General features: G+C 54.3%; 18 protein-coding genes, 2 tRNA genes and 3 pseudogenes. 9 read left to right on the top strand and 14 right to left on the bottom strand.

The features are described 5' to 3' along the window. A pseudogene (locus A7P97_RS10250) lies at positions 1–217 on the bottom strand (gamma-aminobutyrate permease); the annotation flags it as partial. 364 nt (positions 218–581) lie between these two features. After that, positions 582–1,803: pseudogene (zwf, locus tag A7P97_RS08645) on the bottom strand (glucose-6-phosphate dehydrogenase). A gap of 118 nt (positions 1,804–1,921) precedes the next feature. On the opposite strand from zwf, the gene pmbA reads away from it, so the two are divergent. Together pmbA and A7P97_RS08635 are read left to right on the top strand one after the other, a co-directional pair. Then, positions 1,922–3,250, top strand: coding sequence for a metalloprotease PmbA (gene pmbA, locus A7P97_RS08640; RefSeq protein ID WP_067530142.1), 1,329 nt, complete (start codon positions 1,922–1,924; stop codon positions 3,248–3,250). A gap of 172 nt (positions 3,251–3,422) precedes the next feature. Next, the gene (locus tag A7P97_RS08635; protein WP_067530141.1) at positions 3,423–4,289 is read left to right on the top strand and encodes a DMT family transporter; all 867 of its coding nucleotides are present in this window, start codon (positions 3,423–3,425) and stop codon (positions 4,287–4,289) included. A gap of 125 nt (positions 4,290–4,414) precedes the next feature. Here A7P97_RS08635 and adhP read toward each other — a convergent pair whose 3' ends face one another. Beyond that, complete coding sequence (gene adhP / locus A7P97_RS08630; RefSeq protein ID WP_082887655.1) at positions 4,415–5,452, bottom strand: alcohol dehydrogenase AdhP; 1,038 nt, start codon at positions 5,450–5,452, stop codon at positions 4,415–4,417. 372 nt (positions 5,453–5,824) lie between these two features. On the opposite strand from adhP, the pseudogene thrB reads away from it, so the two are divergent. Further along, positions 5,825–6,739 (top strand): annotated as a pseudogene (thrB, locus tag A7P97_RS08625) (homoserine kinase); the annotation flags it as partial. Between the two features lie 422 nt (positions 6,740–7,161). On the opposite strand, the gene A7P97_RS08620 reads toward thrB, so the two are convergent. The 9 genes from A7P97_RS08620 to recJ form a co-directional block, all read right to left on the bottom strand. Next, on the bottom strand, positions 7,162–7,956 hold the full coding sequence (locus A7P97_RS08620) for a thymidylate synthase (protein ID WP_067530140.1): 795 nt from the start codon (positions 7,954–7,956) through the stop codon (positions 7,162–7,164). A 197-nt stretch (positions 7,957–8,153) separates the two neighbouring features. After that, positions 8,154–8,867, bottom strand: a complete 714-nt coding sequence (locus A7P97_RS08615; RefSeq protein ID WP_067530139.1) for a hypothetical protein — start codon at positions 8,865–8,867, stop codon at positions 8,154–8,156. 60 nt (positions 8,868–8,927) lie between these two features. After that, on the bottom strand, positions 8,928–9,110 hold the full coding sequence (yacG, locus tag A7P97_RS08610; protein ID WP_067530138.1) for a DNA gyrase inhibitor YacG: 183 nt from the start codon (positions 9,108–9,110) through the stop codon (positions 8,928–8,930). Then, positions 9,107–9,883: a cell division protein ZapD gene (zapD, locus tag A7P97_RS08605; RefSeq protein ID WP_185737496.1), complete on the bottom strand. Its 777-nt coding sequence runs from the start codon at positions 9,881–9,883 to the stop codon at positions 9,107–9,109. Before zapD ends, yacG begins: the two co-directional genes overlap by 4 nt. Positions 9,884–9,886: 3 nt before the next feature. Continuing rightward, positions 9,887–10,492: a dephospho-CoA kinase gene (gene coaE, locus A7P97_RS08600; protein ID WP_067530137.1), complete on the bottom strand. Its 606-nt coding sequence runs from the start codon at positions 10,490–10,492 to the stop codon at positions 9,887–9,889. A 1-nt stretch (position 10,493) separates the two neighbouring features. Beyond that, positions 10,494–11,351 (bottom strand): A24 family peptidase, encoded by an 858-nt coding sequence (locus A7P97_RS08595; protein ID WP_067449268.1) that lies wholly within the window; start codon positions 11,349–11,351, stop codon positions 10,494–10,496. An 89-nt stretch (positions 11,352–11,440) separates the two neighbouring features. Beyond that, positions 11,441–12,676: a type II secretion system F family protein gene (locus tag A7P97_RS08590; RefSeq protein ID WP_067530136.1), complete on the bottom strand. Its 1,236-nt coding sequence runs from the start codon at positions 12,674–12,676 to the stop codon at positions 11,441–11,443. Between the two features lie 45 nt (positions 12,677–12,721). Next, the gene (pilB, locus tag A7P97_RS08585) at positions 12,722–14,395 is read right to left on the bottom strand and encodes a type IV-A pilus assembly ATPase PilB (protein ID WP_067449272.1); all 1,674 of its coding nucleotides are present in this window, start codon (positions 14,393–14,395) and stop codon (positions 12,722–12,724) included. A 242-nt stretch (positions 14,396–14,637) separates the two neighbouring features. Continuing rightward, on the bottom strand, positions 14,638–16,335 hold the full coding sequence (gene recJ, locus A7P97_RS08580; RefSeq protein ID WP_067444245.1) for a single-stranded-DNA-specific exonuclease RecJ: 1,698 nt from the start codon (positions 16,333–16,335) through the stop codon (positions 14,638–14,640). A 217-nt stretch (positions 16,336–16,552) separates the two neighbouring features. On the opposite strand from recJ, the gene A7P97_RS08575 reads away from it, so the two are divergent. The 3 genes from A7P97_RS08575 to fumC all read left to right on the top strand — a co-directional run bounded on the left by A7P97_RS08575 (position 16,553) and on the right by fumC (position 18,465). After that, positions 16,553–16,628: transfer RNA gene (locus A7P97_RS08575), tRNA-Val, on the top strand. A 10-nt stretch (positions 16,629–16,638) separates the two neighbouring features. Beyond that, positions 16,639–16,715: transfer RNA gene (locus A7P97_RS08570), tRNA-Asp, on the top strand. 355 nt (positions 16,716–17,070) lie between these two features. Next, positions 17,071–18,465, top strand: coding sequence for a class II fumarate hydratase (gene fumC, locus A7P97_RS08565; protein ID WP_067530135.1), 1,395 nt, complete (start codon positions 17,071–17,073; stop codon positions 18,463–18,465). 402 nt (positions 18,466–18,867) lie between these two features. On the opposite strand, the gene A7P97_RS08560 is transcribed toward fumC, so the two are convergent. Then, positions 18,868–20,073 (bottom strand): hypothetical protein, encoded by a 1,206-nt coding sequence (locus A7P97_RS08560; protein ID WP_067530134.1) that lies wholly within the window; start codon positions 20,071–20,073, stop codon positions 18,868–18,870. A gap of 569 nt (positions 20,074–20,642) precedes the next feature. On the opposite strand from A7P97_RS08560, the gene nrdG reads away from it, so the two are divergent. Both nrdG and nrdD read left to right on the top strand, forming a co-directional pair. Next, positions 20,643–21,197, top strand: coding sequence for an anaerobic ribonucleoside-triphosphate reductase activating protein (nrdG, locus tag A7P97_RS08555; protein ID WP_067530133.1), 555 nt, complete (start codon positions 20,643–20,645; stop codon positions 21,195–21,197). 64 nt (positions 21,198–21,261) lie between these two features. Further along, positions 21,262–23,064: an anaerobic ribonucleoside-triphosphate reductase gene (gene nrdD, locus A7P97_RS08550; RefSeq protein WP_067530132.1), complete on the top strand. Its 1,803-nt coding sequence runs from the start codon at positions 21,262–21,264 to the stop codon at positions 23,062–23,064. 344 nt (positions 23,065–23,408) lie between these two features. On the opposite strand, the gene A7P97_RS08545 is transcribed toward nrdD, so the two are convergent. Beyond that, on the bottom strand, positions 23,409–23,894 hold the full coding sequence (locus A7P97_RS08545) for an Lrp/AsnC family transcriptional regulator (RefSeq protein ID WP_067441972.1): 486 nt from the start codon (positions 23,892–23,894) through the stop codon (positions 23,409–23,411). Positions 23,895–24,430: 536 nt separating this feature from the next. Between A7P97_RS08545 and A7P97_RS08540 the strand changes: the two genes are divergently transcribed. Next, positions 24,431–25,708, top strand: a complete 1,278-nt coding sequence (locus A7P97_RS08540) for an HAAAP family serine/threonine permease (protein WP_067530131.1) — start codon at positions 24,431–24,433, stop codon at positions 25,706–25,708. Positions 25,709–25,781 lie beyond the last annotated feature (73 nt).

Below are 25,781 nucleotides of genomic sequence, written 5' to 3'. Positions count from 1 at the left end.
CCATCAGGCCGATGGCGGCATAAGCCACCAATGCGCCGCCCGGGCCTGCCATATGGATGGCGCTGCCGCTGGCCATAAACAGGCCGGTGCCGATGCTGCCGCCGATGGCGATCATCGAAAGATGGCGGGTTTTTAAATTGCGGCGGATTTTGTTTTTGTTGGCCTGCGTGGTAGCAGGGTTGGCCGCGGTTGAAGGGTTTGGGTTCGGTGTACTCATGCTCTATTTCTCCCAAAGAGGCTGCCTAGCGGCAACTAAACCGAAACGGAAACCTTGCAAAACTGCAAATTGGCAAAGATTCCCACCTTAACTTTGGGGCATTATAGGAGCAATCACTACTTGGTAAAACCGCTTAAACCTGTAGTTAAATCAAATAAACGGCATATACTGCTATTTTTAATAGAAACATTACTCGAAACAAAGACTTTTGATTTGCCTGAGAGTAGCTTGATACCTAGCTTTGCGTGAATTTTTTACCTGCTGAACCCCGTTTCACAACGTGTCATAAACACCACATCCGCAAACTTGGAGCTACCTGAAAACTGTCTATTTTTGATATCTCGTTTTCAGGTAGCCTTTTGATCTAGCGATTGCGCCAATCCACTCCGCAAGCAGCGGCCATTTCGATGGCGGCTTCGGGAGCGTGGCTGCCGGCAGGGTAGGGCTGGGGTTCGGGTTGGCGTGCCGCCCAGTCGTCGAGCACGGGCTGGAGCCAGTGCCAGGCGGCTTCGAGTTCGTCGCTGCGCATAAAGAGGGCGAGTTTGCCGTCTGTTGCGTCGAGCAGCAGGCGCTCATAAGCGTCGGCACGGCGTTCGGGGAAGATTTTGAGCAAGTCCAAATCCAGTGCGGCTTCGTGCACGCACAGGCTGGTGCCGGGGGCTTTCATTTGCAGGAACAGCTTCACGGATTCCTGCGGCTGCAGGCGCACGCTGATGCGGTTGGGCGAGCCGCCGCAGCCGAATACGGGGTGGCTTCCGGCCAGAAGTGGAGCACGATTTCGGCCAAGCGCCCGGCCAGGAGTTTGCCGCTGCGCAATAGGAAGGGCACGCCGCGCCAGCGCGGGTTGTCGATTTCGGCGCGCAGGGCGATGAAGGTTTCGGTGCGGCTTTGCGGGGCTACGTTGGCTTCTTCGCGGTAGCCGCACACGTTTTCGCCCTGGATTTGGCCGGCGGTGTATTGGCCGCGCACCACATCGGCACGCACGCTGTAGGCGTTGAAGGGCTTGAGTGCGCGCAAGACGTTGAGCTTGGCGTTGCGCACGTCGCTGTCGCCGAGGGACGGCGGCGGCTCCATGGCGGTGAAACACAAAAGCTGCAACAGGTGGTTTTGCAGCATATCGCGCAGGGCGCCGGTTTGGTCGTAGAACTCGCCGCGTTTTTCCACGCCGAGTTCTTCGGTAATGGTGATTTCCACGGCGCGGATTTGGGCGGCACACCACAGGGGTTCGAACAGGCGGTTAGCAAAGCGCAGGGCAAGCAGGTTTTGCACGGGCTCTTTGTCTAGATAATGGTCGATGCGGTAGATCTGCTCTTCGCGGAAGAAGGCGGCCACGGCGGTGTTGATGCTTTGCGCGGAGGCGAGGTCGTGGCCGAGCGGTTTTTCCAGCACGATGCGGGTTGCGGGGCGGATTCCTCTATTTTTTTCAGGTAGCCTTCGCGCCCTAAATCGCGGCGGCCGAGGCCGATGATGCGGCCGCCCGGGTGCAGCGTGCCGGCGGCGTGGGCTTGATAGAGGGCGGGCAGCAGCTTGCGCATCACGAGGTCGCCGGTGCCGCCAAAGAAGACTATATCGAAAGGGGTAGGCATGGTTGGATAGGCCGTTAAGAAAAAACAGGCGCATTATAGTTCTGCTGTCAGGCTACCTGAAAATTTAGCATCGGCTCAGGTACAATACGGCGTTTTCATTTGATACGGGCACACCACCATGTTCAACCACAGCGAGCAAACCCTGCGCGATGTTTGCGCCCAAGCCCTCGAGCTGGCCAAAGCCGACGGCGCCACCGCAGCCGAAGCCGACGTGAGCGAATCCATCGGCCAATCCGTGCAGGTGCGGCTGCAGGAAATCGAGCACATCGAATACCAGCAAGACAAATCGCTCGACCTCACCGTGTATGTAGGCCGGCGCAAAGGCCGCGCCAGCACCGCCGATTTCTCCCCCGCCGCCATTGCCGACACTGTGTGCGCCGCACTCGACATTGCCCGCTACACCGCCGAAGACCCCTGCGCCGGACTGGCCGAAGCCGCCCTGATGGCCACCGAATTTCCCGATTTGCAAAGCTACCACGAATGGCCGCTGAGCACCGCCGAAGCCGCCGAGCTCGCCCGCCGCAGCGAAGCCGCCGCCCGCGCCGCCGATTCCCGCATTACCAATTCCGAAGGCGCTCACATCCAAACCGGCCATTATCAATACGTGTATGGCAACAGCCACGGCTTTATGCAATACCAGCGCAGCAGCCGCCACAGCCTGTCTTGCAGCGTGGTGGCCGGCAGCAGCAGCGGCATGCAGCGCGATTATTGGTACGACCTCGCCCGCAGCAGCGCCGATTTGGACACGCCCGAACACATCGGCCAAACCGCCGCCCGCCGCGTCGTGCAGCGCCTCGGTGCCAAAAGCCTGCCCACCGGCAGCTACCCCGTGCTATTCGATGCCACCGTTTCAGGTAGCCTCATCGGCCACCTCGCCGGCGCGCTCAGCGGCGGCGCGCTCTACCGCCAAACCAGCTTCCTGCAAGACAGCATTGGCCGCCAAATCCTCCCCGCCGCACTCAGCCTGCGCGAAGAGCCACACCTGCCCAAAGCGCTGGCCAGCACCGCCTTCGATGCCGAAGGCGTCGCCACCCGCCCCCGCTTCGTGATTGAAAACGGCATCATCCAAGGCTACTTCCTCAGCAGCTACAGCGCCTGCAAACTCGGCCTGCCCACCACCGCCAACGCTGGCGGCGCCCACAACCTCATCCTCAGCCACACCCACCAAAGCCAGGCCGAGCTCCTGCGCGAAATGGGCAGCGGCCTGCTCGTTACCGAACTCATGGGCCAAGGCGTCAATACCCTCACCGGCGACTACTCGCGCGGCGCCGCCGGCTTTTGGGTGGAAAACGGCCAAATCGCCTACCCCGTGCAGGAAATCACCATCGCCGGCCGCCTGCAAGACATGCTACCCAACATCGCCGGCGCCGCCAACGACGCCCTCAAACGCAGCGCCCACAAAACCGGTTCCCTGCTGCTCGAACAGATGGCCGTGGCCGGGCATTGAGCGGGCGTGTGCCGGATGCGGCAAAAAGGCTACCTGAAAACGTGGGTTGCAACGAAGGAAACATGCCGCGTTGCTGTTTTCAGGTAGCCTTTTCTATCCTTGCGGGCAGGCATGCTGGCGCAGTAAACTGCTTGCACAATGGTTTTCGGCAGGGTATGCCTGAGGAGGCGCTGTGTTTTACCAAGTTATTGCGTTGCTTTTATGGAGTAGTGCTTTCATTGCGGCCAAATATTCCTACACGATGATGGATCCGCTGATGATGCTGCTGTTCCGGCTGGGGATTGCGGCTTTGCTGGTGTTGCCGCCTTGCCTGCGCTATTGGCGGACTATTGAACGGCGCTATTGGCCGGGGCTGTTGTGGCTGTCGTTTTGGAATTATGTGGTGGTGCTGGCTTTGCAGTTTGGGGGACTGAAGTTTACTTCAGCGGCGAGCACGTCCACCATTGCGGGGCTGGAACCGCTGTTAACGGTGTTTATCGGCCATTTCTTTTTTCACGACCGTGCCGAGTGGTACCACTGGCTGTGCGGGCTGCTGGCCTTTATCGGTGTGGCGCTTTTGATTGTGGGCGGCGGCGAGGGTGGCGACATCAGTTTGCTGGGCTGCTTGATGGTGTTGGGCGGCGGGGTGGTGTTCTGTGCCACGTTGCGCCCGACACAGAAGATGATCGCGGCCATCGGTGCACCGGCGTTTACGTCGCTGTCGATGGGGATGGCGCCTTTGTTGTGTTTGCCGGTGAGCCTGCTGCTCGCGGATGATTTGCACATTGGCTGGAATTTGCCGGGCACGTTGGGGCTGCTGTATTTGGGTGTGTGTTGCAGTTGGTTGTCGTACACTTGTTGGAACAAGGGCATGACTAGTGTGTCGTCGAACGTATCTGGCATGCTGACGGCCTCGGAGCCGATTTTCGGCACGCTGCTGGCGGTGTTGATTTTGGGTGAGCGTATTTCGGCTATGTCGCTGGCGGGCGTGGTGCTGGTGATTTCGGCCACGGTAGGCTCGGTGGTGATGCCGAAATGGCTGGTGCGGCAGCGAGCGTAGCTTGCATTGGTAGGGGGGTGTTCTGCACATGGCCTACGCGTTGATTTCAATTTTCAGGTAGCCTCCCGCAAAGCAAACAGGCCGCCCCGTTTTTGGGAGCGGCCTGTTTGTTTACAGCCTAAGGTTTAGTGATGGCAACCGCAGGCTTTCATGTCGATAACCATACGGCCTTGGATTTTACCATCGCGCATTTCTTGGAAAATGGTGTTGGCTTCGTCCAGCTGGCGCAGCTGCACCATGGGCACCACGATGCCTTCGGCACCGAATTGGAAGGCTTCTTCCAAGTCTTTGCGCGTGCCCACCAGTGAGCCCACCACTTCGATGCCGTCCAGCACCAGGTGCGGAATCGACAAATCCATGGTTTCGGGCGGCAGACCAACAGCTACTACGCGGCCGCAAGCGCGCACGCAATCTACTGCGGAATTGAATGCAGCACGAGACACGGCAGTTACCACGGCGGAGTGTGCGCCGCCGGTTTTCTCTTGAATGAACTTGGCAGCGTCTTGTTTGGCTGGGTTCACAATCAAATCAGCGCCGGATTCTTTGGCCAGGGCCAGTTTGTCGTCGTTGATGTCCACGGCAATCACGTGTGCGCCGAATACTTTCTTGGCGTATTGCACGGCCAGGTTACCCAAGCCGCCGGCGCCGTAGATGGCAATCCACTGGCCGGGCGCAGCGCCGGCCACTTTGATGGCTTTATAGGTGGTTACGCCGGCGCAGGTGATGCTGGAAGCCTGAGCAGGGTCGAGGCCTTCCGGCACTTTCACCGCATAATCGGCTTTCACCACGCAGTGGGTGGACATGCCGCCGTCGGCGGTGTAACCGGCGTTCAGCACGCTGCGGCAGAAGGTTTCGCGGCCGGTGATGCAGTATTCACAGTGGCCGCAGCTGGCAAACAACCAGGCAATGCTCACGCGGTCGCCCACTTTCAGGGTGGTTACGTCGGGCGCAATCTGTTTCACGATGCCGATGCCTTCGTGGCCGAGCACGCGGCCGGGTTTTTTACCGTAGTCGCCGGCAGCCACGTGTAAGTCGGTGTGGCACACGCCGCAGTATTCTACTTCCACCAGCGCTTCACCTGCGCCCACGGCAGGAATGTCGCGCTCAACGATTTCTACGTTACCGTCGCATTGGGGGGTAACAACAGCTGCTTTCATTTTCATGGCTATGATCCTTGTGCTGATTGGTTGATTAGGGGGACTACTCAATCGTGAGTATGCACTTTTTCCAAGCTGGCAGTCAAGGTTTCAAAGCAAAATAACTTATTGATTTAAATCATGTTATATTATAACTCTCACTTGGATTGGCCTGCCTGAACAAGGCTACCTGAAAGCAGCGCGGGCAAGGCAAACGGTGCAGTTTGGCAACAGCCGGATTAGCCCGTTGTGGGGCTGGCAGCTGGAAATTATTGCGATATTATTTTACCGAGGCATACGGTTTCTGACGGATGCCGAAGCTTGCGCTTTCAGGTAGCCTGCCTGCTGTTTCATTTGCTAGAATGCCCGTTCCACAACCACTTTGCCGCGATGCCCGCCATGTCTGTTTACACCAGCGTTTCCGATCAAGAAATCCGCCAGTTTTTAGAAGACTACGACTTAGGCAGCTTCGTGTCGTTGCAAGGCATTGCCCAAGGCGTGACCAACAGCAACTATTTCCTCGACACCGACTGCGGCCGCTATGTGCTCACCATCTTCGAGGTGCTCACCCGCGAAGAGCTGCCCTTTTTCATGGATCTCAGCCAGCACCTTAGCCGCAACGGCGTAGCCTGCCCCGCGCCCATCCCCCGCCGCGACGGGCGCTTCGAGAGCACGCTTGCCGGCAAACCCGCCTGCCTCGCCACCTTCCTCAACGGCCGCGACACCGCCGTGCCCGATGCCGCCCAATGCTTCCACACCGGCGCTATGCTCGCCAAAATGCATATTGCAGGGCAGAGCTTCGGCCAAAGCATGCCCAACCCTCGCCACGCCGCCTGGTGGGAAGCCGAAAGCCGCCGCCTGCTGCCTTGCCTGAGCAGTGAAGATGCCGCGCTGCTGCAAGACGAAATTGCTTTTCTTGCCGCCCACCCCGACAGCCACCTGCCCCACGGCATCATCCACGCCGACCTGTTCAAAGACAACGTATTGCTCGACGGCATTCAGGTAGCCGGCTTCATCGATTTCTACTACGCCTGCAACGGCAGCTTCATATACGACCTCGCCATCGCCGTAAACGACTGGGCGCGCCTGGCCGACAACCGCATCGACCCGCAGTTGCAGCAAGCCTTTATGCGCGGCTATCAAAGCGTGCGCCCCCTCACCCCCGCCGAACAGGCCTACCTGCCCACCGCCCACCGCGCCGGTTGCATCCGTTTCTGGGTATCCCGCCTGCTCGACTACCATTTCCCGCAGGGCGGCGAAATGACCTTCGTGAAAGACCCCGACGTTTTCCGCGACCTGCTGCTCCATTTCCGCCAAAGCCCCGCCCCCGCCGCAACCGGCCAAGCCCCGTTCAACCTCGAAGGCAAAGCGTTCCAACCCGCCGAAGCAGACCATACAGGCGAAACGCCCGAACACTGCCGCTTCCGCCAAGACGGCGACACCGTGTGGGCGGAATACCAAGGCGGCGGCATCCGCAAAGGCTTCCTGCTCGGCCGCTACACCGAACGCAGCAGCATCGCCTACACCCGCCAACTCCTCACCCTCGCCGGAGCCGCCCACAGCAGCAGCGGCCGCCTGCGTATTGAAACCCTGCCCGATAGCCGCCTGCGACTGCATTTGTTTAGCGAAGACGGCGAAGCGGTGTGGGACGAGTGCGTGCCATAGGACCGTTGGAGTAGGGATGTGAAAAGGCTACCTGAAAGTTTCAGGTAGCCTTTTTTCGATTGCCGCCAGTATTACACCGCCACTTGCGCTTTGATGTGCGGGTGCGGGTCGTAGTTTTGCAGTTCGAAGTCTTCAAAGCGGAAGTCGAACAGGTTTCGCACCTCGGGGTTGAGCTGCATTTGCGGCAGGGCTCGCGGCTCGCGGGTGAGCTGGAGTTTGGCTTGCTCGAAGTGATTGCTGTAGAGGTGGGCGTCGCCGAAGGTGTGGATGAACTCGCCGGGCGCGAGGCCGCACACTTGCGCCATCATCATGGTGAGCAGGGAATAGCTGGCGATGTTGAAGGGCACGCCGAGGAAGACGTCGGCGCTGCGCTGGTAGAGCTGGCAGGAGAGGCGGCCTTCGGCTACGTAAAATTGAAACAGGGCGTGGCAGGGGGGCAGCGCCATTTCGTCGACAAGGGCTGGGTTCCAGGCGGATACGATAAGGCGGCGGCTGTCGGGATTGCGTTTGATTTGCTCGACAACGTTGGCGATTTGGTCGATATGCCGGCCGTCGGTGGCGGGCCAGGAGCGCCATTGGTAGCCGTATACGGGGCCGAGGTCGCCGTTTTCGTCGGCCCATTCGTCCCAGATGGATACGTTGTTTTCTTTCAGGTAGCGGATGTTGGTGTCGCCTTTGAGAAACCAGAGCAGCTCGTGGATGATGGAGCGTAGGTGGAGCTTTTTGGTGGTGAGCAGGGGGAAGCCTTGGGCGAGGTCGAAGCGCATTTGGTGGCCGAATACGGAACAGGTGCCGGTGCCGGTGCGGTCGGATTTGTCGGTGCCGTGGCTGAGGATGTGCTGCATGAGGTGGAGGTAGGGTTGCATGGTGTTGGGTGGTGGAAATATTGAAATGGCGTATTGTACACGTTTGGGGGTGCGGGGAGGAAAGGGAAAGGCTACCTGAAGATTTCAGGTAGCCTTTTTTAGGGAATTAAGAATGTTACTGCGCTGGCTTGCCTTGCTGGCTGCGGTTCGCCGCTTTGAGCCATTCGCATTTTAATCCGCTATAGCGGGCGCGGGGGTTATTCCAAATCGAAGCAGCCGACGGTTTCGACGTGGGCGGTTTGGGGGAACATGTTGACGATGCCGGCGTTGCGGAAGCGGTAACCTTTGCCCACGAGTACGGCGGCATCGCGGGCAAAGGTGGCGGGGTTGCAGGAAACGTATACGATGCGGCGGAGGATATAGGGTACGTGCAGGGTTTGGAGAGGGCGTGGGCGGTTTAGCTGCTGCAGCAGGGCGCGGGTGTTGCCCAGTTGGTCGGCAAGCTGGGGGGCGAGGATGGGGCATTGTTGGATATCGATAATGCGGTGGCTGCGGCGGCTTTGGAAGCCGAGGATGGTGTGCTGGCTGCCATGGTGGGCGCTGAGGCGGGCACGGTGGCGGTAGCCCCAGGCTTGGCCGTAGATGGGAGGCAGGAGGAATTTGGGTCGGATTTTGCTGAGGCGTTGGAGTTGGTCTTCGAGGATGCGTTGTTTGTAGGCTACCTGTACGTTGCTGTGGACGTGTTGGAGGGTGTAGCCGCCGCATTGGTTGTAGTGGGGGCAGGCGGGGGTGGTGCGGTAGGGGGTGAGGATGCGGGTGGCTTGGGCTTCGTCGTGGTGTTTTTTGCTGCGGGTGATTTGGTAGGCAACGGTTTCTTGGGGCAGGGCGCCTGTGATGAAGGTGGTTTTGTCGTGGATGCGTGCTACGTCGCGGCCTTCGTGGTCGATGCTGTGGATGGTGGCGGTATTCATGGTGTGGATAGATTGAGGCTACCTGAAAGCGGGATTGGGGTTTCAGGTAGCCTCTGTCGACTATTCGTGGTCGCCAATCTGGGGCGGGGCCTCTTCCTGGTTGGGGATGCGGTAGCTTTCGTCTGCCCAGGTGCCCAGGTCGATCATTTTGCAGCGTTGGCTGCAGAAGGGGCGGTAGGGACTGTTCTCGCTCCAGAGTACAGGCTTTTGGCAGGTGGGGCAGGATACGGTGCGCTGGGTCATGGTTTGTCGGCGATGGGGTCGAAGCTGCACATTTTGAGCTGGAAGGGGATGTCGGTGTCGATCTGTTTTCCGCGCGGACTGTCTTGGGTGGCTTGGGTGAAGCGGATATGGGTGAAGTATTTGTTGGCAGAAATCTCGGGCAGGGTGTGGTGGGATTGGGCTACATCTACGGTGAGCATGTGGATGTTGCTGCCGAGTTTGGTGTTTTGATAGTTGCCTTGGCGGGCGAGGCATTCGAGGCGGATGCTGTTGCGGCGCAGGATGCGCAGCAGCAGGGAGATGGCATCACCGGTGGGGGTGAGGGATCGAATCCAGCAGCCGAGGTCGGCCACGCGCTGCTCAAAGGGCAGTTGCAGCCAGTAGTGATAAGAGGGAAGGTCGAAGGGGCTGGTGCCGCCGGATACGAGCATACGCTGCTTTACGCCCATGAGCCATTCGTTTTCGCGCAGATGTTGGCCGAATTTTTGTTGTACTTCTTGCAGGTTTTGGGTGGCCTGGTAGAGGTCGTCTTGCTCAGGGGTGGAGTCGTATTGCTCGCGTTCGGCTTGGGAAATTTGCTGGCGTTGGCGTTCGAGCTCTTGCAGGATGTCGAGCTTGAGTTCGGCGCGGGAAGCGCAATCCATGATTTCGAATAGGGTGCCAAGGGCGGCGTGGTGTGCCCAAGGGTCTGGATGGCTGACGGTGGCGTTGAAGCGGGAAAAGAGATGCTCGAGGCGCAGGAAGTTGCGGATGCGTTCGGACAGAGGGTGTTCGAAGGTAATGATGGCGGACATGGTTCAACTACCGAATAATTGTTGGTAAATAAGGTGTTGCCGCTTCACGGCGGCAGCAAACTCGGGCAGGCCGGCTTCATTGCTGATGAGGTCGTCGGCAATGCGGCGGCGCAGTTGACGGCTGACCTGGGCGGTGAGAATGCCGTTAATCATATCACGGGTAAGGCCGCTGCGTTCAATGGTGCGGCGGATTTGTGTTTCTTCGCTGCAATCGATAACGAGAATGCGCTGGAGAATGCTTTGAAAAACAGGCTGCTCGGTAAGCAGGGGGATTTCGATGATGCCGTAGGTGGCTTGGGGATATTGCTGCTGTTGCATCCGGATTTCGGCGAGAATCAGCGGGTGGAGGATGTTTTCGAGCTTGGATTTGGCTTCGGGGGATTGAAAAACGAGTTGCCGCAGGGTGGCGCGGTTGAGGCTACCTGAAAAATCGAATACGGCCTCGCCAAAGGCAGCACGGATGGCGGGCAGGGCAGCTCCGCCGTTTGCGGTGAGGGCGCGGGAGACGGCATCGGCATCAATCAGCGGCACGCCGTGTTGGGCAAACAGGCGGGCAGCGGTGGATTTACCGCTGCCGATGCCGCCGGTGAGGCCGACCCAGGCAGTCATGTCAGATGAATCCAGATTTGTGCAGCCACCATTGGATACCTTGCAGGATGTAGCTGTTGGCAGCGAAAACCAGCCAGCCGGCAATGGCGAGCGCTGGACCGAAGGCAATGGGCTGGCCTTTGGCGGCACGCATCACCAAGGCGGCAACTAGGCCAACCAAGGCGGCCACGAAAACAATAACGGGTAGGGTACTAACCCCAAGCCAGGCACCCAGTGCGGCGAGCAGTTTGAAGTCGCCGTAGCCCATGCCTTCTTTGCCGGTAATGAGTTTGAACAGGTGGAACAGCAGCCAGAGGCTCAAATAGCCAACCACGGCGCCGAGCAGTGCTGAAGGCAGACTAACAAAGCCTACCTGCCAGTTGAACAGCAGGCCGAGCCAAATCAGGGGCAGGGTGAGCTGGTCTGGTAAGAGTTGGGTATCGGCATCGATAAAGGTGAGGGCAACCAGCATGGCGGTGAACACGAGGCCGCCAAGGGTGAGCCAAGTGTAGCCGTAGCGCCAGACGACGATGCCAAATAGGATGCCGGTGAGCAGCTCAACGGCGGGATAACGCCAGCCGATGGGGGTGTGGCAGCTATGGCAGCGACCTCGCAGCAGCAGGTAGCTGATGATGGGGATGTTCTGCCATGGCTTTACCGGGCTGCCGCATTTGGGGCAGCGCGAGGGCGGGGTGCTGATGTTGAACGGTTTTTGGTCTTCTTCGTCCAGCGGCAGTTCAAGATGCTGTTTGGCAGCGATACGCCATTGTTTCTCTAGCATGACCGGCAGGCGGTAGATAACCACGTTGAGAAAGCTGCCCACCAGCAGGCCAAGCAGGACGGCGAAGGGGATGTAGATTTCGGGATCAAGATTGGTCATGGGCGTGGTGCGGGTATATTTTCAGGTAGCCCGTGGGAGGCTACCTGAAAGGCTAAGATGATTAAGATGGAATGGGTTGACTGAATAGATTAGCCAACTACGCTGCCCAGGTTGAACAGTGGCAGGTACATGGCAACTAGAATCACACCAATAATGCTGCCTAATACCACCATAATAATCGGTTCCATCAGGGACGATAGAGTAGAAACGGCAATATCTACTTCTTCCTCATAAAATTCCGCAGCTTTGTTCAGCATATCGTCCAGCGAGCCAGATTCTTCACCGATGGAGGCCATTTGCAGAACCATATTGGGGAACAGGTCGGTTGAGCCCATGGCGGTGGTCAATGAAGTACCCTGGTTTACTTGGTTACGGATACTTCTAGTAGCTTCCTCATAAATAATATTACCTGATGCGCCGCCTACGGATTCTAGTGCCTCCACCAGCGGTACACCAGCGGTAAATAGGGTGGCGGTTGTACGAGCCCAGCGGGCAATCGTACCTTTTTCTACTATGTTGCCGAAAATAGGCATTTTGAGCAATAGGGCATCAATGCGTTTTTGCAGGTCAAAGGAGCGTTTATACCATTGAACGAAAGCTACTACAGAACCAATCATAATGACAATTACGATCCAGCCGTAAGCAACCATGAAATCAGAAATGCCCATCATGAATTGGGTAAGTACCGGCATTTCTGCATTCATACCGTCATACACTTTTTTAAACTCGGGCAATACGAACATCATCATGATGATAACCAACACGATGGCTACTACCACTACTGCAATCGGGTAAGTCAGTGCGCTCTTGATTTTCTTTTTGATGGCTTGGGTTTTTTCTTTATATACGGCCAGTTTGTCCAGCAGAGTTTCTAGTACACCGCCTGCCTCACCGGCATCCACTAGGTTGCAATAGAAATCATCAAAATATTTAGGATGCCTGCGGAATGCATTGGCCATAGACGTCCCTTGCTCGATGTCGTTGCGTACTTCCATCAAAAGCTTGGTCATAGAGGCATTGGAGTGACCTTTTGCCACAATATCAAATGCTTGCATAACCGGCAGGCCGGCTTTCATCATAGTAGCTAGTTGGCGGGTAAAAACGGTAATGTCGCTCTGGGTAATTTTCTTTTCGCGAACTTTTTTCTTTTTATGTAGGCTGATAACCTTGATGCGGCGGCGAGCGAGTTTGGCACGGGCATCCTGTTCGTCTTTGGCAACTACTTCGCCACGAACGATTTGTTCGGACTCCATGTGTCGGCCTTCAAATTCGTAGCTGGTTCCTGCCACTTTTTTGGGGTGGTTGTTTCGTTTGTTTGTAGCCATGATGATTCCCTTTTAAATGAAACGAACTTTGAATTAATCTTTGAATTAATCATTGGTGCTGGCAAGAATTTCTTCTAAGGTGGTAATACCTTGCATTGCTTTTAAAATACCGGCTCGGCGCAAGTCCACCAGTCCATCGGCATAGGCTTGTTCGGCAATATCCACCTCGGTGCCGTTATTGATGATGATTTTCTGCATGGCATCAGTAACCGGCATGATTTCATATACACCGGCACGGCCTTTGAAGCCTTTGCCTTTGCAACGGTCGCAACCCACTTGACGGTATAGCTGCCAGTCATCCTTGGTCAAATCTTCTTCAGTGAAGCCGACTTTCAGTAAAGCCTCGGCAGGCGGACGTTCGATTGGTTGCTTGCAGGTGCAGAGGCGGCGCACCAAACGCTGTGCCATAATCAGATTAACCGAGCTGGCGATATTGAACGGTGCTACCCCCATGTTCAGCATACGGGATAGAGTGGCCGGGGCGTTGTTGGTGTGCAGGGTGGAGAACACCATGTGGCCGGTTTGTGCCGCTTTAATGGCAATATCGGCGGTTTCCAAATCACGAATCTCACCCACCATGATGATGTCTGGATCCTGGCGCAGGAAAGCCTTCAGTGCTGCGGCAAATGTCAAGCCTTGTTTATCGTTCACATTTACTTGATTGATGCCAGGCAGGTTAATCTCGGCCGGATCTTCGGCAGTGGAAATGTTTACACTGTCGGTATTTAAAATGTTCAAGCAGGTATACAGTGACACGGTTTTACCGGAACCGGTCGGGCCAGTAACCAGTACCATTCCATAGGGGCGGTGGATGGCTTCCAGCAGCAATTCTTTTTGGAAAGGTTCGAAACCCAGTTGGTTGATGTTCAGCGTGGCAGCATCCGAATTCAAAATACGCATTACGATTTTTTCGCCGAATAGGGTGGGCAGCGTATTCACACGGAAGTCGATGGGCTTTTGGTTTTTATTGAACTGAATCTGAATACGGCCATCTTGTGGAACGCGTTTTTCAGAAATATCCATTTTGGACATTACTTTTATACGTGAAGCAATCTGCCCGCGGATATTCAGTGGTGGTTGTACCACTTCACGCAGCTGACCGTCAGTACGGAAGCGGATGCGTGCCATTTCTTCGTAGAACTCAAAGTGAATATCAGATGCGCCAGTGTTGAGGGCATCAGACAGCACTTTGTGGATGAATTTGGCAATCGGGCCGTCTTCTTCTTCGTCATCCACCTTGAGTGCCGGTGCGGCCACGCCTGTGGGATCGGCAGAAATTTCATCCAAAATGGCTGTGGATGTTTGGCTGGCGAATTCCAGCAGACGATCTAGTTGCTCGTCGTTTACCAGAATCAGGTCGACAATTAGGCCGCTAGGGAAAACGAGCTTTTGGTATGTTTGCAACAAAGTGGGATCGGAGACACCCAAAAACAGTTTTTGCCCGCGTTTGAACAAAGGTACACAGCGGTACTCCATCATCTGGCTGTCGTTGAGCACATCCTGCACCATCATGCTGCGGGAGTAGAGGGACAAATCTAAAATCGGATAGTGGAACAACTTGGCCAAAAGTTGTGCCAAATCTGTCTGCTTGATGATGCCGGCTTCGGCTAGAATTGGAATTATATTTTTGTTTTGATTAACCTTTTCTCGGTATTTTTCAACCTGATCCTGTTCAATCAGCTTGGTTTGAAATAGGATGCGCAATAGTCCGACGCTCATAGTATTTGCCTGAGTAAAGTAGAATGGATTTCGAAATTTCGGGCGGGTATTTGCTTTTTAGGATACCGCCCCCAATGTCCACATTTAGTAAGAATGCTTTTACAGTATTATAGTTAAGATGCGATTATAAGTTAAATCATGGTAAGAATGCACCGTTTATGGAAAAAGTGATTATCCCCTGCAGCCAGATATGTTGGTGTACCATGAGGACAATGATAAGAGTTTTGGCTGTGTATTGCACATCAGCCTGCCTCCCAGTGGTCGATATGCAGTTGTAATTCGTATTGATTGCGCCATTGATTGGCGATGGGGCGGTATACGGTGTGAATTTTGGCCGGGAGTTCTTCGGTGCAACGGAAAAACATGGCTTCCACAGTGTGTCCGCCGCAGTTTAGACCAGCTTTTTTATGGCCGTTGCCAACTACCCGCTGCCACAATACTTCAAACTGGTTATAGAAACATGGGGGTTGAAAGCCTTGCCCCCATACTTGGTTGGACAGCGTTTCGGCAGTGTGCAGGGAAATTTCTTCTGGGTTCAGGCTGCCGTCGGTGAGGAAGGTGCGGGTAAGTGAGTCTCGATCTAGTAGTTCGGACAGCACGTTTTCGAAAGCCTGTTGGAATCGGGGAAAATCCTGTTCGCGGATGCTGAGGCCGGCAGCCATGGCGTGGCCACCGAATTTTAGAATTAGCTCGGGATGGCGTTTGGCCACCAAATCGATGGCATCACGCAGATGTAATGAGGGGATAGAACGGCCAGAGCCACGCAGTTCGCCATTGCCTGTGGGGGCGAACACGATTGAGGGGCGATGGAGGCGGTCTTTTAGCCGGCTGGCCACAATACCGACCACGCCTTGGTGCCAATCGGGATGGAAGGCGGTAATGCCCAGGTTGCTGCCAACGATGATTTGATCAGCCAGGGCAAGGGCTTCTTGTAGCATGTTTTGCTCGATTTCTTGCCGTGTACGGTTAAGTTCATTTAGCTGTTCGGCTAGTTCGGCGGCGGTGGCTGGGTCTTCGGTTAGTAAGCAGGCAATGCCGATTTCCATGTTTTCCAAACGGCCGGCAGCATTAATGCGCGGACCGATGGCAAAGCCCAGGTCAAACGGCTTGGCTTGCCGAATATCGCGCTGGGCTACCTGGAAAAGCGCCTGAATGCCGGGACGGGTTTTGCCAATCTGCATTCGTTTGAGCCCTTGGCTAACCAAGATTCGGTTGTTGTAATCCAATGTCACCACATCGGCCACGGTGCCCAAAGCCACCAAGTCTAAAAGCTCGGCCAAATTAGGTTCAGGTAGCCTTTGTGGGTTGAACCATTGCTGTGTACGCAGCAGGGCGCGTAGGGCAGTTAACACATAGAAGATTACGCCTACGCCGGCCAGATTCTTGCTGGCAAACGTGCATCCCGGTTGATTGGGGTTAACGATGATGCATTCAGGTAGCGTGTCGCCCGGCAAGTGATGGTCGGTGATAATCACATCCATGCCCAATGCGTGGGCGCGTGCTACACCGGCAGTGCTGGAAATACCGTTATCTACGGTTAATAGCAGCTGAGTACCTCGTTTGGCAGCCAGCTCGGCCAGTTGCGGGGTGAGGCCGTAGCCATGTTTGAAACGGTCCGGCACTAAAAACTCCACCCATGCCCCCATGCGGCGCAAGCCTAAAATGCCTGCCGCGCAGGCGGTAGCACCGTCAGCATCATAGTCGGCCACAATTAAAATTCGTTCTTCCTTTTGGATGGCGTAAGCCAACCGTTCGGCGGCAGCATCAATATTTTTCAGTGATTGATAGGGCAGTAGGCTCGCTAAGTGGTTATGCAGTTCGGCAGGAGAACGGACATTGCGGGCGGCAAACAGGCGTGCTAGCAAGGGCGGGGTGCCACCGGCCAGCAGGGCTTGTTCGGCTTGGAGGTCGATTTGGCGGGTACGGATAACGGCATTCATAAAGCCATAGTGCGTGGTATTAATTAAACGGCACATTATAGCGCAAACGGGTGGGCTGAGAGATTATCGACAGGTTGACAGGTGAAATGTTGAAAAAGTTTTTTCACTTTTATAACAGCGTGTTGCTATTTTATAGCAATTTTTTTGTAAGAAATACTTGCAATGGCGCGGATAGTTTGGTGTAATACCTGTCTTCTAGTGCTGTGCACGGAAATACGGGTGATTAGCTCAGTTGGTAGAGCGTCTGCCTTACAAGCAGAATGTCGGCGGTTCGACTCCGTCATCACCCACCATTTTGCGCGCGCGGTGGTAGCTCAGTTGGTTAGAGTACCGGCCTGTCACGCCGGTGGTCGCGGGTTCGAGTCCCGTCCACCGCGCCATTTCATATTAAAAAACCCCGCTGCTTAAAGGCAGCGGGGTTTTGGCGTTTCCAGTTTTAATATTTTCCATATCCCACCGTGAAAAGCCGCTTGGTTTTATGATATATTCCCCTTGGCTAGGAATAAGTTGGATATGTCTTAGTATAGTTATTTAGAATCAGTATGATGCAGATAGTGTCCGCTTGGTTGTGCCATAATTGGAAGCCGCTATAATTGAAGCATATTTTTCATGCAAGGCGATAATCCGCAGACAGTATGAGCAATATGGCAAGGTGAGCCAACGCGGTAATTAAGTGTTTTATCTACCCAGTTGGTTTTTGAATTTAGAAATCTAACAAACTTCAGGAGCTGTGTGATGGAATTTCGCATTGAAAAAGATACCATGGGAGAAGTAAGGGTGCCGGCCAACCGGTATTGGGGCGCGCAAACCGAGCGCTCACGCAACAACTTCAAAATCGGCTCGGCTGCTTCCATGCCGCATGAAATCATTGAAGCCTTTGCCTATTTGAAAAAAGCAGCTGCTTTTGCCAATGCCGACTTGGGTGTATTGCCTGCTGAGAAGCGCGATCTGATTGCTGCCGCCTGTGACGAAATTTTGGCGCACAAGCTGGATGAAGAGTTTCCGCTGGTGATTTGGCAAACCGGCTCCGGCACGCAGTCCAACATGAATTTGAACGAAGTTATTTCCAACCGCGCCCACGTGCTGAACGGCGGCAAACTGGGCGAGAAAAGCGTTATCCACCCCAATGACGACGTAAACAAATCCCAGTCCTCCAACGACACCTATCCCACCGCCATGCACATTGCCGCCTACCAAAAAGTAGTGCAGCACACCCTGCCCGCCGTTAAGCGCCTGCAAAAAACCTTGGCTGCCAAAGCCGAGGCATTTGCCGATGTGGTGAAAATCGGCCGCACCCATCTGATGGATGCCACCCCGCTCACTCTTGGCCAAGAATTTTCCGCCTACGCCGCCCAGCTTGCCTACGGCATCCGCGCCTTGGAAAACACCCTGCCGCACTTGGCCGAGCTCGCTTTAGGCGGCACCGCCGTGGGCACCGGCTTGAACACGCCCAAAGGCTACGATGTTCAGGTAGCCTCCTATATCGCCAAATTCACCGGTCTGCCGTTTGTAACCGCGCCGAACAAATTCGAAGCACTCGCCACGCACGATGCCATTGTGGAAACCCACGGCGCATTGAAGCAGCTGGCCGTGTCGCTGTACAAAATTGCCAACGACATCCGCCTTCTGGCCTCCGGCCCGCGTTCCGGTATCGGTGAAATCCTGATTCCCGAGAATGAGCCTGGCTCCTCCATCATGCCAGGCAAAGTCAACCCCACCCAGTGCGAAGCCCTCGCCATGGTGTGCGCCCAAGTGTTGGGCAACGATACCGCCATTTCCTTCTCCGGCACGCAGGGCCAGTTCCAGCTCAACGTGTTCAAACCCGTGATGGCTGCCAACTTCCTGCAATCGGCGCAGCTTTTGGCCGATGCCTGCATATCGTTTGATGAACACTGTGCAGCCGGCATTGAGCCCAATCTGCCGCGCATCAAACAGCAGCTCGACAATTCATTGATGCTGGTTACCGCGTTGAACACCAAAATCGGCTACGAAAATGCTGCCAAAATAGCCAAAGCCGCCCACAAAAACGGCACCACCCTGCGCGAAGAAGCTGTGAAATCCGGCCTCTTGAGCGCCGAGCAGTTTGACGACTGGGTACGTCCTGCCGATATGGTAGGCAGTTTGAAATAAGTTTGGTGAGGTAGGAAGAAGCGTATATTGGAAGCAGTATGCGCTTTATTTTGTTTGTTGTTTGCACGGCAGAAAGGCTACCTGAAAAGTGTTTGTTTGGATTTTCAGGTAGCCCTTTGATGATATGTGTATCGGTATGACTATGCCGGTTTGCGGTGTGTTGGATCGGGCGGTATGGCCATCATAGTTAAAGCACTTATTTCTGTATACTGTATCGGCAAGCTTTGCCGTACTACGGCGGCTCGCTGCTCGGTATGAAGCAATAAGTGCTTTAGCTATTGTTGCCCGAGGGTAACTGTTGAGTGCAATCTAAAAAGCTACCTGAAAGTTTGGCTTCGCAGAAACTTCGCTGCGTTGCGCTTTCAGGTAGCCTTTGCTTGTGATTACTGACGGCTCAGTTTGTTAGCGGTTGCGGCCGTTGTTGCCGTACACCATTTTGGTGCCTTCAAAGATGTGGATGCTGGCGGCGCAGGTGGCAGCGGAGCATGTTTTCATCGGCAGGGTTACGCTGTAGCGGCCGCTGCGGGCGGGGCGGTAGCTGAACAGGGGCACGCTGTCGCCCAATACGTCTTGTTTCACCACGCGGCCATTGAGGCGTACGGTGAGGTCGATGTCGGAGCAGTTGTCGTCGCAGTCGCCGTAGAAAGTGTAGGCTTTGCCGGCGGTGAGGTTAACTTGCTCGGTGTGGCTCTGGCCGGCAGCAAGGCGTTGCTGGCGTAGGAGGAACACGCGGGCGGCCGGGTCGTGGTTTTTCACGATGTTCACATTGCTTTGCTGGGCACGCAGCAGGGAGGGATCGGTTTCGGTGCTGCTTTCAAACACTTGCACGGAGTAGGCGCAGGAGTTGTTGTTGCAGTCTTCCATGCTGATGTTGAGCTGGTGGCGGCCGCCTTGCTCAGCTTTGAAGCTCAGTTGGGGTGCGTCGTCGCTGTCGGTGTCGGAGGCGATGGTTTTGCCATTGGCGTTGAGGGTGAGATCGAGGTCTTCGCAGGATTGGTCGCAGCGGCCGAACACGCTGTAATACTTGCCGGCGGTGAGCTCGATTTCCACACTACGGTTTTGGCTGTCGGTGAGTTGGCCGCTAATCAGGGGCAGTTCGTGGATGTTTTTGTCGAGAGCTTGCTGCGTCTCACGGGTGGCTTTTTGTGCGGCTTCCAAGGAGGGGCCTGCGTTGTCGCTGTTGCCTACTTTGCCGCCGCTAAATACTTGCAGCATGGAGCGGCAGCGGCTGCGTGAGCACTCGGTCATTTCGGTGTTGAGTTCCACACGGCCGTCGCGTTCGGCCTGCCAGGTGAAGCGGGAGCCGTCGCCACGGTTTTTACGGAATAGGGTGTTGCGGCCTTGGGTAACGCTGAATTTGATGTTGGAGCAGTTCACGGAGCAGTCGGCAAACACGGTGTATACCTGGCCGGCTTTTACATCCAGTGTGGTGGTGTTGCTTTGGCCTTCTTCCAGGCGGATGCTGCGCTGGAACAGCTGCTGTGCGGCAGGGTCTTCATTTTTGATGGTTTCAGTGTGGTTGGATGCTTGGCTGGTGAGGTAATTGTCGGCAGCAAAGGCGGATAGGGAGAGGGCGGCCAAAATTGGCAGCAGGGCGAATTTTTTCATGGGTTGTTTCCTTTTGTTGGAGGAGAAATAAATTTTGCCAAGAGGGGTATAGCAAAGGAATGCGTTTTCGATACAAGGCATGCTAACGTCGCAGTGGAAGCGTATTCATCCGCCATATGCAAAATTTTGCAGCATTATGCATGATTGCGTTAAATTTTCCAACTAATTTGCTCGGGTATGTATGTTTTGACTGATACGTTGAAGGCTGCCTGAAGTTTTAGCCCTGCAGAAACTGCGTTGCGTTTTAATTGTGTTGAAGCTTCGCCTTCATGTAACCATTCCCCTGTCTGCCACAAGCCCCGTGCACTTTTGAGCTAAGTCAAACTCTGTGTCTGTCGAAGAGAGATAGGGATTCAGTTTTCCCGGCATGATGGATGGGTACAAACTCTTATCTGCACAAAAATCTTCCTGCCCTTCAGAGGCTGTTCTCATTTAAAAGCATTCGTCATTAACCCGATTTAACGGCGCAGCCGCTTGCATTTTTCCTGCGAAAGCAGGACAATTCACCACAACATATAGTGTTTTAAAAAATTTATCGCACTATATGTTGTATTTTTAAGGATAGGGCTATGGAAACGCTGAATTTTACCCGAGAGCAAATCGTTTGGCAGGAAGTGCCGGGCGAAGTGTCGCTGGCGTTTCTGTTTTCCGGCTGCCCGTTGCGCTGCAAAGGCTGCCATAGCGCCGACAGTTGGAAGGGCGGTTTGGGCACCGAACTGACTGCCGAATACCTGCAAAGCCGCTTGGAACGTTATCGCGGGCTGATTAGTTGCGTGCTGTTTATGGGTGGCGAGTGGCTACCTGAAAAACTGCTGCCGCTGCTGGCGCAGGTGCGAGAAGCCGGGCTGAACACCTGCCTCTATACCGGCCTGGAGCAAGACGAACTGGAGCGCACCTCCATCGCCATTATTCCGCAGCTCACCTATCTGAAAACCGGCCGCTGGAAAATGGAGCTCGGCGGCCTTGACAGCCCGCACACCAACCAGCGCTTTATCGATTTGCGCAGCGGCGAAGTGTTGAACCATCTGTTTGTGAAAGACACGCCTGCCGCCCGCCCCAAAATCATCCCCTTGGTGCACACCCCGCAACCGGCTGCCGAGGGCGCACGTTTCCAACCGGCCTGAACGCAGGCTTCCCACCGATAGTGGCATCCCACGCTAAACTTCACATCAAACCAGGAGAGTACACATGATTCGGCTGCATCCCGAGCAGTTAAACGGCAAACTGCAATTCATGCAAGATTACATTGGCGCGCAAAACGCGGCGGACGGCTCGAAAATGGACGCCAACGCCAACGTAACGCAGAAGAACATCGCCACGATGGAAGCCGAGCTGATGAAAGACTTTTTCGTGCAGATTAACCGCGCCCAGGTGTCGCGCAAAATTGCCGAGATTTTCGACCAATCCGTGGCAAACGAATATCTGCGCCAAATCGAAGCACACGAAATCTATGTGCACGACGAAACCAGCCTGAAGCCCTATTGCGTGTCGGCCACGCTGTATCCCTTCCTGCTGGATGGTTTAAGCAAACTCGGTGGCGAATCCAAAGCGCCGCAACATCTGGCATCGTTTTGCGGTTCATTTATCAACCTCGTGTTTGCCATCAGCGCGCAGTTTGCCGGCGCAGTAGCGACAGTGGAATTTCTGACCTATTTCGACCACTTTGCCCGCAAAGACTACGGCGACAATTATTTGGAAACCCACGGCAAAGAAATCGCCAACCACATGCAGCAGGTGGTGTACAGCATCAACCAGCCCGCCGCAGCGCGCGGTTATCAGAGCGTGTTCTGGAATATTTCCGTTTACGACCAATACTATTTCGACGCGATGTTTGGCGATTTCGTCTTTCCCGATCTCAGCAAACCCGTGTGGGCGAGCGTGGCGAAGCTGCAAAACTTCTTCCTCAAATGGTTCAATCAGGAGCGCAGCAAAGCCGTTTTGACCTTTCCCGTCGTTACCGCCGCCATGCTGACCGACGGCGGCAAATGCAAAGACACCGTGTTTGCCGACGAAATGGCGAAAGAATTGGCGGAAGGCAATTCCTTCTTCGTCTATCTTTCCGACAACCCCGACTCGTTGGCTTCTTGCTGCCGCCTGCGCAACGCCATCGAAGACCGCACCTTCAGCTACACCCTCGGCGCGGGCGGTGTGGCGACCGGTTCCATCAACGTCATCACCATCAACATGAACCGGCTGGAACAAGACGGACGCGACCTTGCCGCAGAAGTCGCCAAAATCCACAAATACCAATACGCCTACCGCAAACTGATGGAAGAATACCAAGCCGCCGGAATGCTGCCCGTTTATGACGCAGGCTTCATCACGCTGGACAAACAGTTCCTCACCATCGGCATCAACGGCATGGCGGAAGCCGCCGAATCGCAAGGCATCAAAGTCGGCTACAACGACGACTACATCAACTTCGTCCAAGGCCGTCTGAAAACCATATTTGAAGCCAACCAAGCAGCCAGCAAACACTACGGCGTGAAGTTCAACACCGAATTTGTCCCCGCCGAAAACCTTGGCGTGAAAAACGCCAAATGGGACAAGGCCGACGGCTACAAAGTCAGCCGCGACTGCTACAACTCCTATTTCTACGTCGTTGAAGACGAAGAAATCAACGCGCTCGACAAATTCCTGCTGCACGGCAAAGAACTGGTGGACTGGCTCGATGGCGGCTCCGCGCTGCACCTGAACCTGGACGAAGCCCTGCCCGCATCCGGCTACCGCTCGTTGCTGGACATCGCCGCGCAAACCGGCTGCAACTACTTCTGCGTGAATGTGCGCATCACCATCTGCAACAAATGCGGCCACATCGACAAACGCACCCTGCACGCCTGTTCCACCTGTGGTTCGCACGATATTGACCATGGCACCCGCGTCATCGGTTACCTGAAACGCGTTTCCGCTTTCTCAAGCGGGCGGCGCAAAGAACACACGCTCAGGCACTACCACCGCGAGCAGCAGCAGAAATGGCGGCAAGTGGCCTAGAGGCTGCTGTGATTACGCCGATAGCGATTTGATCCGCTAGACAGCATTTTCAGGTAGCTTCTCTTCCACCTCCGGGCTATCTGAAAACTTTAAGCACACCGCTTTTGCGGTGTGCCTTTTTATTGAGTGGGAAAAATGGAATAGTGGCGTAGGATAGTGCTGCCCTGCAGCCGCGTGAGGCTATATGGAACTATCTGCAATTAAGATTAACTCTTCAGGTAGCTACAATAAAGGAGCCTCCCTGAAATCCAAACTGCCCGCACAAAAAAATCAGGCAGCCCATATACTAAAGGCTACCTGAAATTTTACTCTCTCTAAGCACACAATATCTGGTAACAACTATCCTAATCCATTTGCAAATGGTCCAATGGCAGCACGGTGGAATTTTTCACTTCCTGCAGTACAAAGCTGGAACGTGCATCCACCACGCCCGGGTGCGCCAGTAGGGTGTCTAGGATGAATTGGGAGAAGCTTGCCATGTCGGCGAAAAAAGCGTGCAGCATATAGTCGGTTTCGCCAGTGAGTGCGAAACAGCGCAGCACCTGCGGCCAATTGCTCACAGAATCGGCAAAGCCATCGCGCAGATGGTTGCTTTTATCCACCGATACGCGGATAAACACCTGCAGGCCGAGAGCCACGGTGGAAGGATGAACCAAGGCAGCATAACCTTGGATAATGCCGGTGGACTCCAATTGCTTGAGTCGGCGCAGGCAAGGGGAAGGGGAAAGAGCAACACGTTCGGACAGTTCAACGTTGCTCAGTCGGCCATTGTGTTGCAAGGCCTGAATTATTTTCAGGTCGATTTTGTCAAGCGAAACAGATATGGTCATGATTTCGGTATCCAATCATACTACTGAGTCAGAGACTGTATGTGTGCCAGCCCAAGCTGTCAACTAGGAAAGCAACCACTCCGACTTGTAGCTGGTTTACTGGCTATACACAGCAAATATCTGGTCGATTATTATATTGTAAATATGTTGGAATAATCCGCCATAATTTCCAATTATAGAGAAATATCTTACCTAGCTATTCAATATCTGAGCATTTCTAATTGAATTCTATACGAAGCAATAGGCTCTAAGCTCTACAAATCATCTAAAATACCTCACGCCCAGTAAACAAATCTTGCCTCAAAACCCGATTTCAGGTAATAATTTGATGAGTTTGCAGGAGAATTGTTAAAACAACGGCACCAAAGGCACAATTGCCTAGGTAAAATGCTGCAAGCCAATTTCAACTGTTATTTTTATTAATGACTTTGGAGGATCAGTCCTAAATAATGATAGATTTTTGATGTTTTTGATAATACAGATTCCTGAGTTCAGTAAAATTTTTGAAATAAAACATTTATTTGGAGGGTTTTAAGATGAAATCACAGCATTCAAGCCACCAGCAAACGGTCTCTTCGAAATTGAATAGATTTGACTTGGTTTGGATGCTAAACCTATTCGGCACCGCCGTGGGCGCTGGTGTGCTGTTCCTTCCGATCAATGCAGGCATGAGCGGATTTTGGCCGCTTGTTGCCATGGCCATTATTGTCGGCCCGATGACTTATTTCGCCCATCGGGGGTTGGCGCGTTTTGTACTTTCTTCCGCCAAGCCCGGCAGCGATATTACCGAAGTAGTGGAAGAGCACTTCGGCAAAACTGCCGGCAAATTAATTACCTTGCTCTACTTCTTTGCCATTTTCCCCATTTTACTGATTTACGGTAACGGCATCACCAATACCGTAGACTCCTTTCTCGTCAACCAGCTCGGCATGGCCTCTCCTCCGCGGGCCTTGTTGTCATTCATTTTGATTGCTTCGTTAATCGGTGTGCTGTTGTTGGGGGAACGTATCGTTTTGAAAGTAACCGAATGGCTGGTATATCCGCTGGTATTTATTCTGTTTATCTTATCGGTATACTTGATTCCTGAATGGAATACTTCTTCGCTTACCAATATTCCGAGCGCGGGCGCGTTTTTAACCACCTTATGGATTACGATACCCGTGTTGGTTTTTTCCTTCAACCATTCGCCGGCCATTTCTTCTTTCGTTTTATCCCAACAACGAGAATACCAAGATACCGAATTAACAGACCAGCATGCCAGCAACACCCTGCGCAGCACTGCCACCGTGTTATTGATTTTCGTGATGCTGTTCGTGTTCAGTTGCGTATTGACTTTAACGTCGTCTGAGCTGGCCCTGGCAAAAGAACAAAATATTTCGATTCTGTCGTTCCTCGCCAATAAATTCGACAATCCTTACATTTCCTATTTAGGTCCGTTTGTTGCATTTCTAGCTATTGCCAGCTCTTTCTTCGGCCACTATATGGGTGCGCGCGAGGGTTTGGAAGGCTTGTTTATCAAACTTAAACGCGATGCCAGCTCGGATACTGCCATCAATCATAAAAAACTGAACCTCTACTCTGCTCTGTTCTTCCTGATTACTTTGTGGGTTGTTGCCATCATCAATCCGAGCATCTTGGGCTTGATTGAGTCGCTGGGCGGCCCCATTATTGCTACGATCCTGTTCATTATGCCGATGTACGCCGTCAGAAAAGTACCGGCAATGAAACGGTTCCAAGGCAAATTCAGCAATATCTTCGTGGTGGTAATGGGCTTGATTGCAATATCCAATATTATCTATAACCTAATTGCTTAAATAAGCTGTAACCGTATTCAGGCCATCTGAAAACCATCTGTTCAAATGTTTTATGGTCATGTGAAGCAAGAGG

It is taken from the genome of Eikenella sp. NML070372 (assembly GCF_001648415.1).
Lineage (GTDB): Bacteria > Pseudomonadota > Gammaproteobacteria > Burkholderiales > Neisseriaceae > Eikenella > Eikenella exigua.
This window is presented reverse-complemented; position numbering and strand designations above follow the sequence as displayed.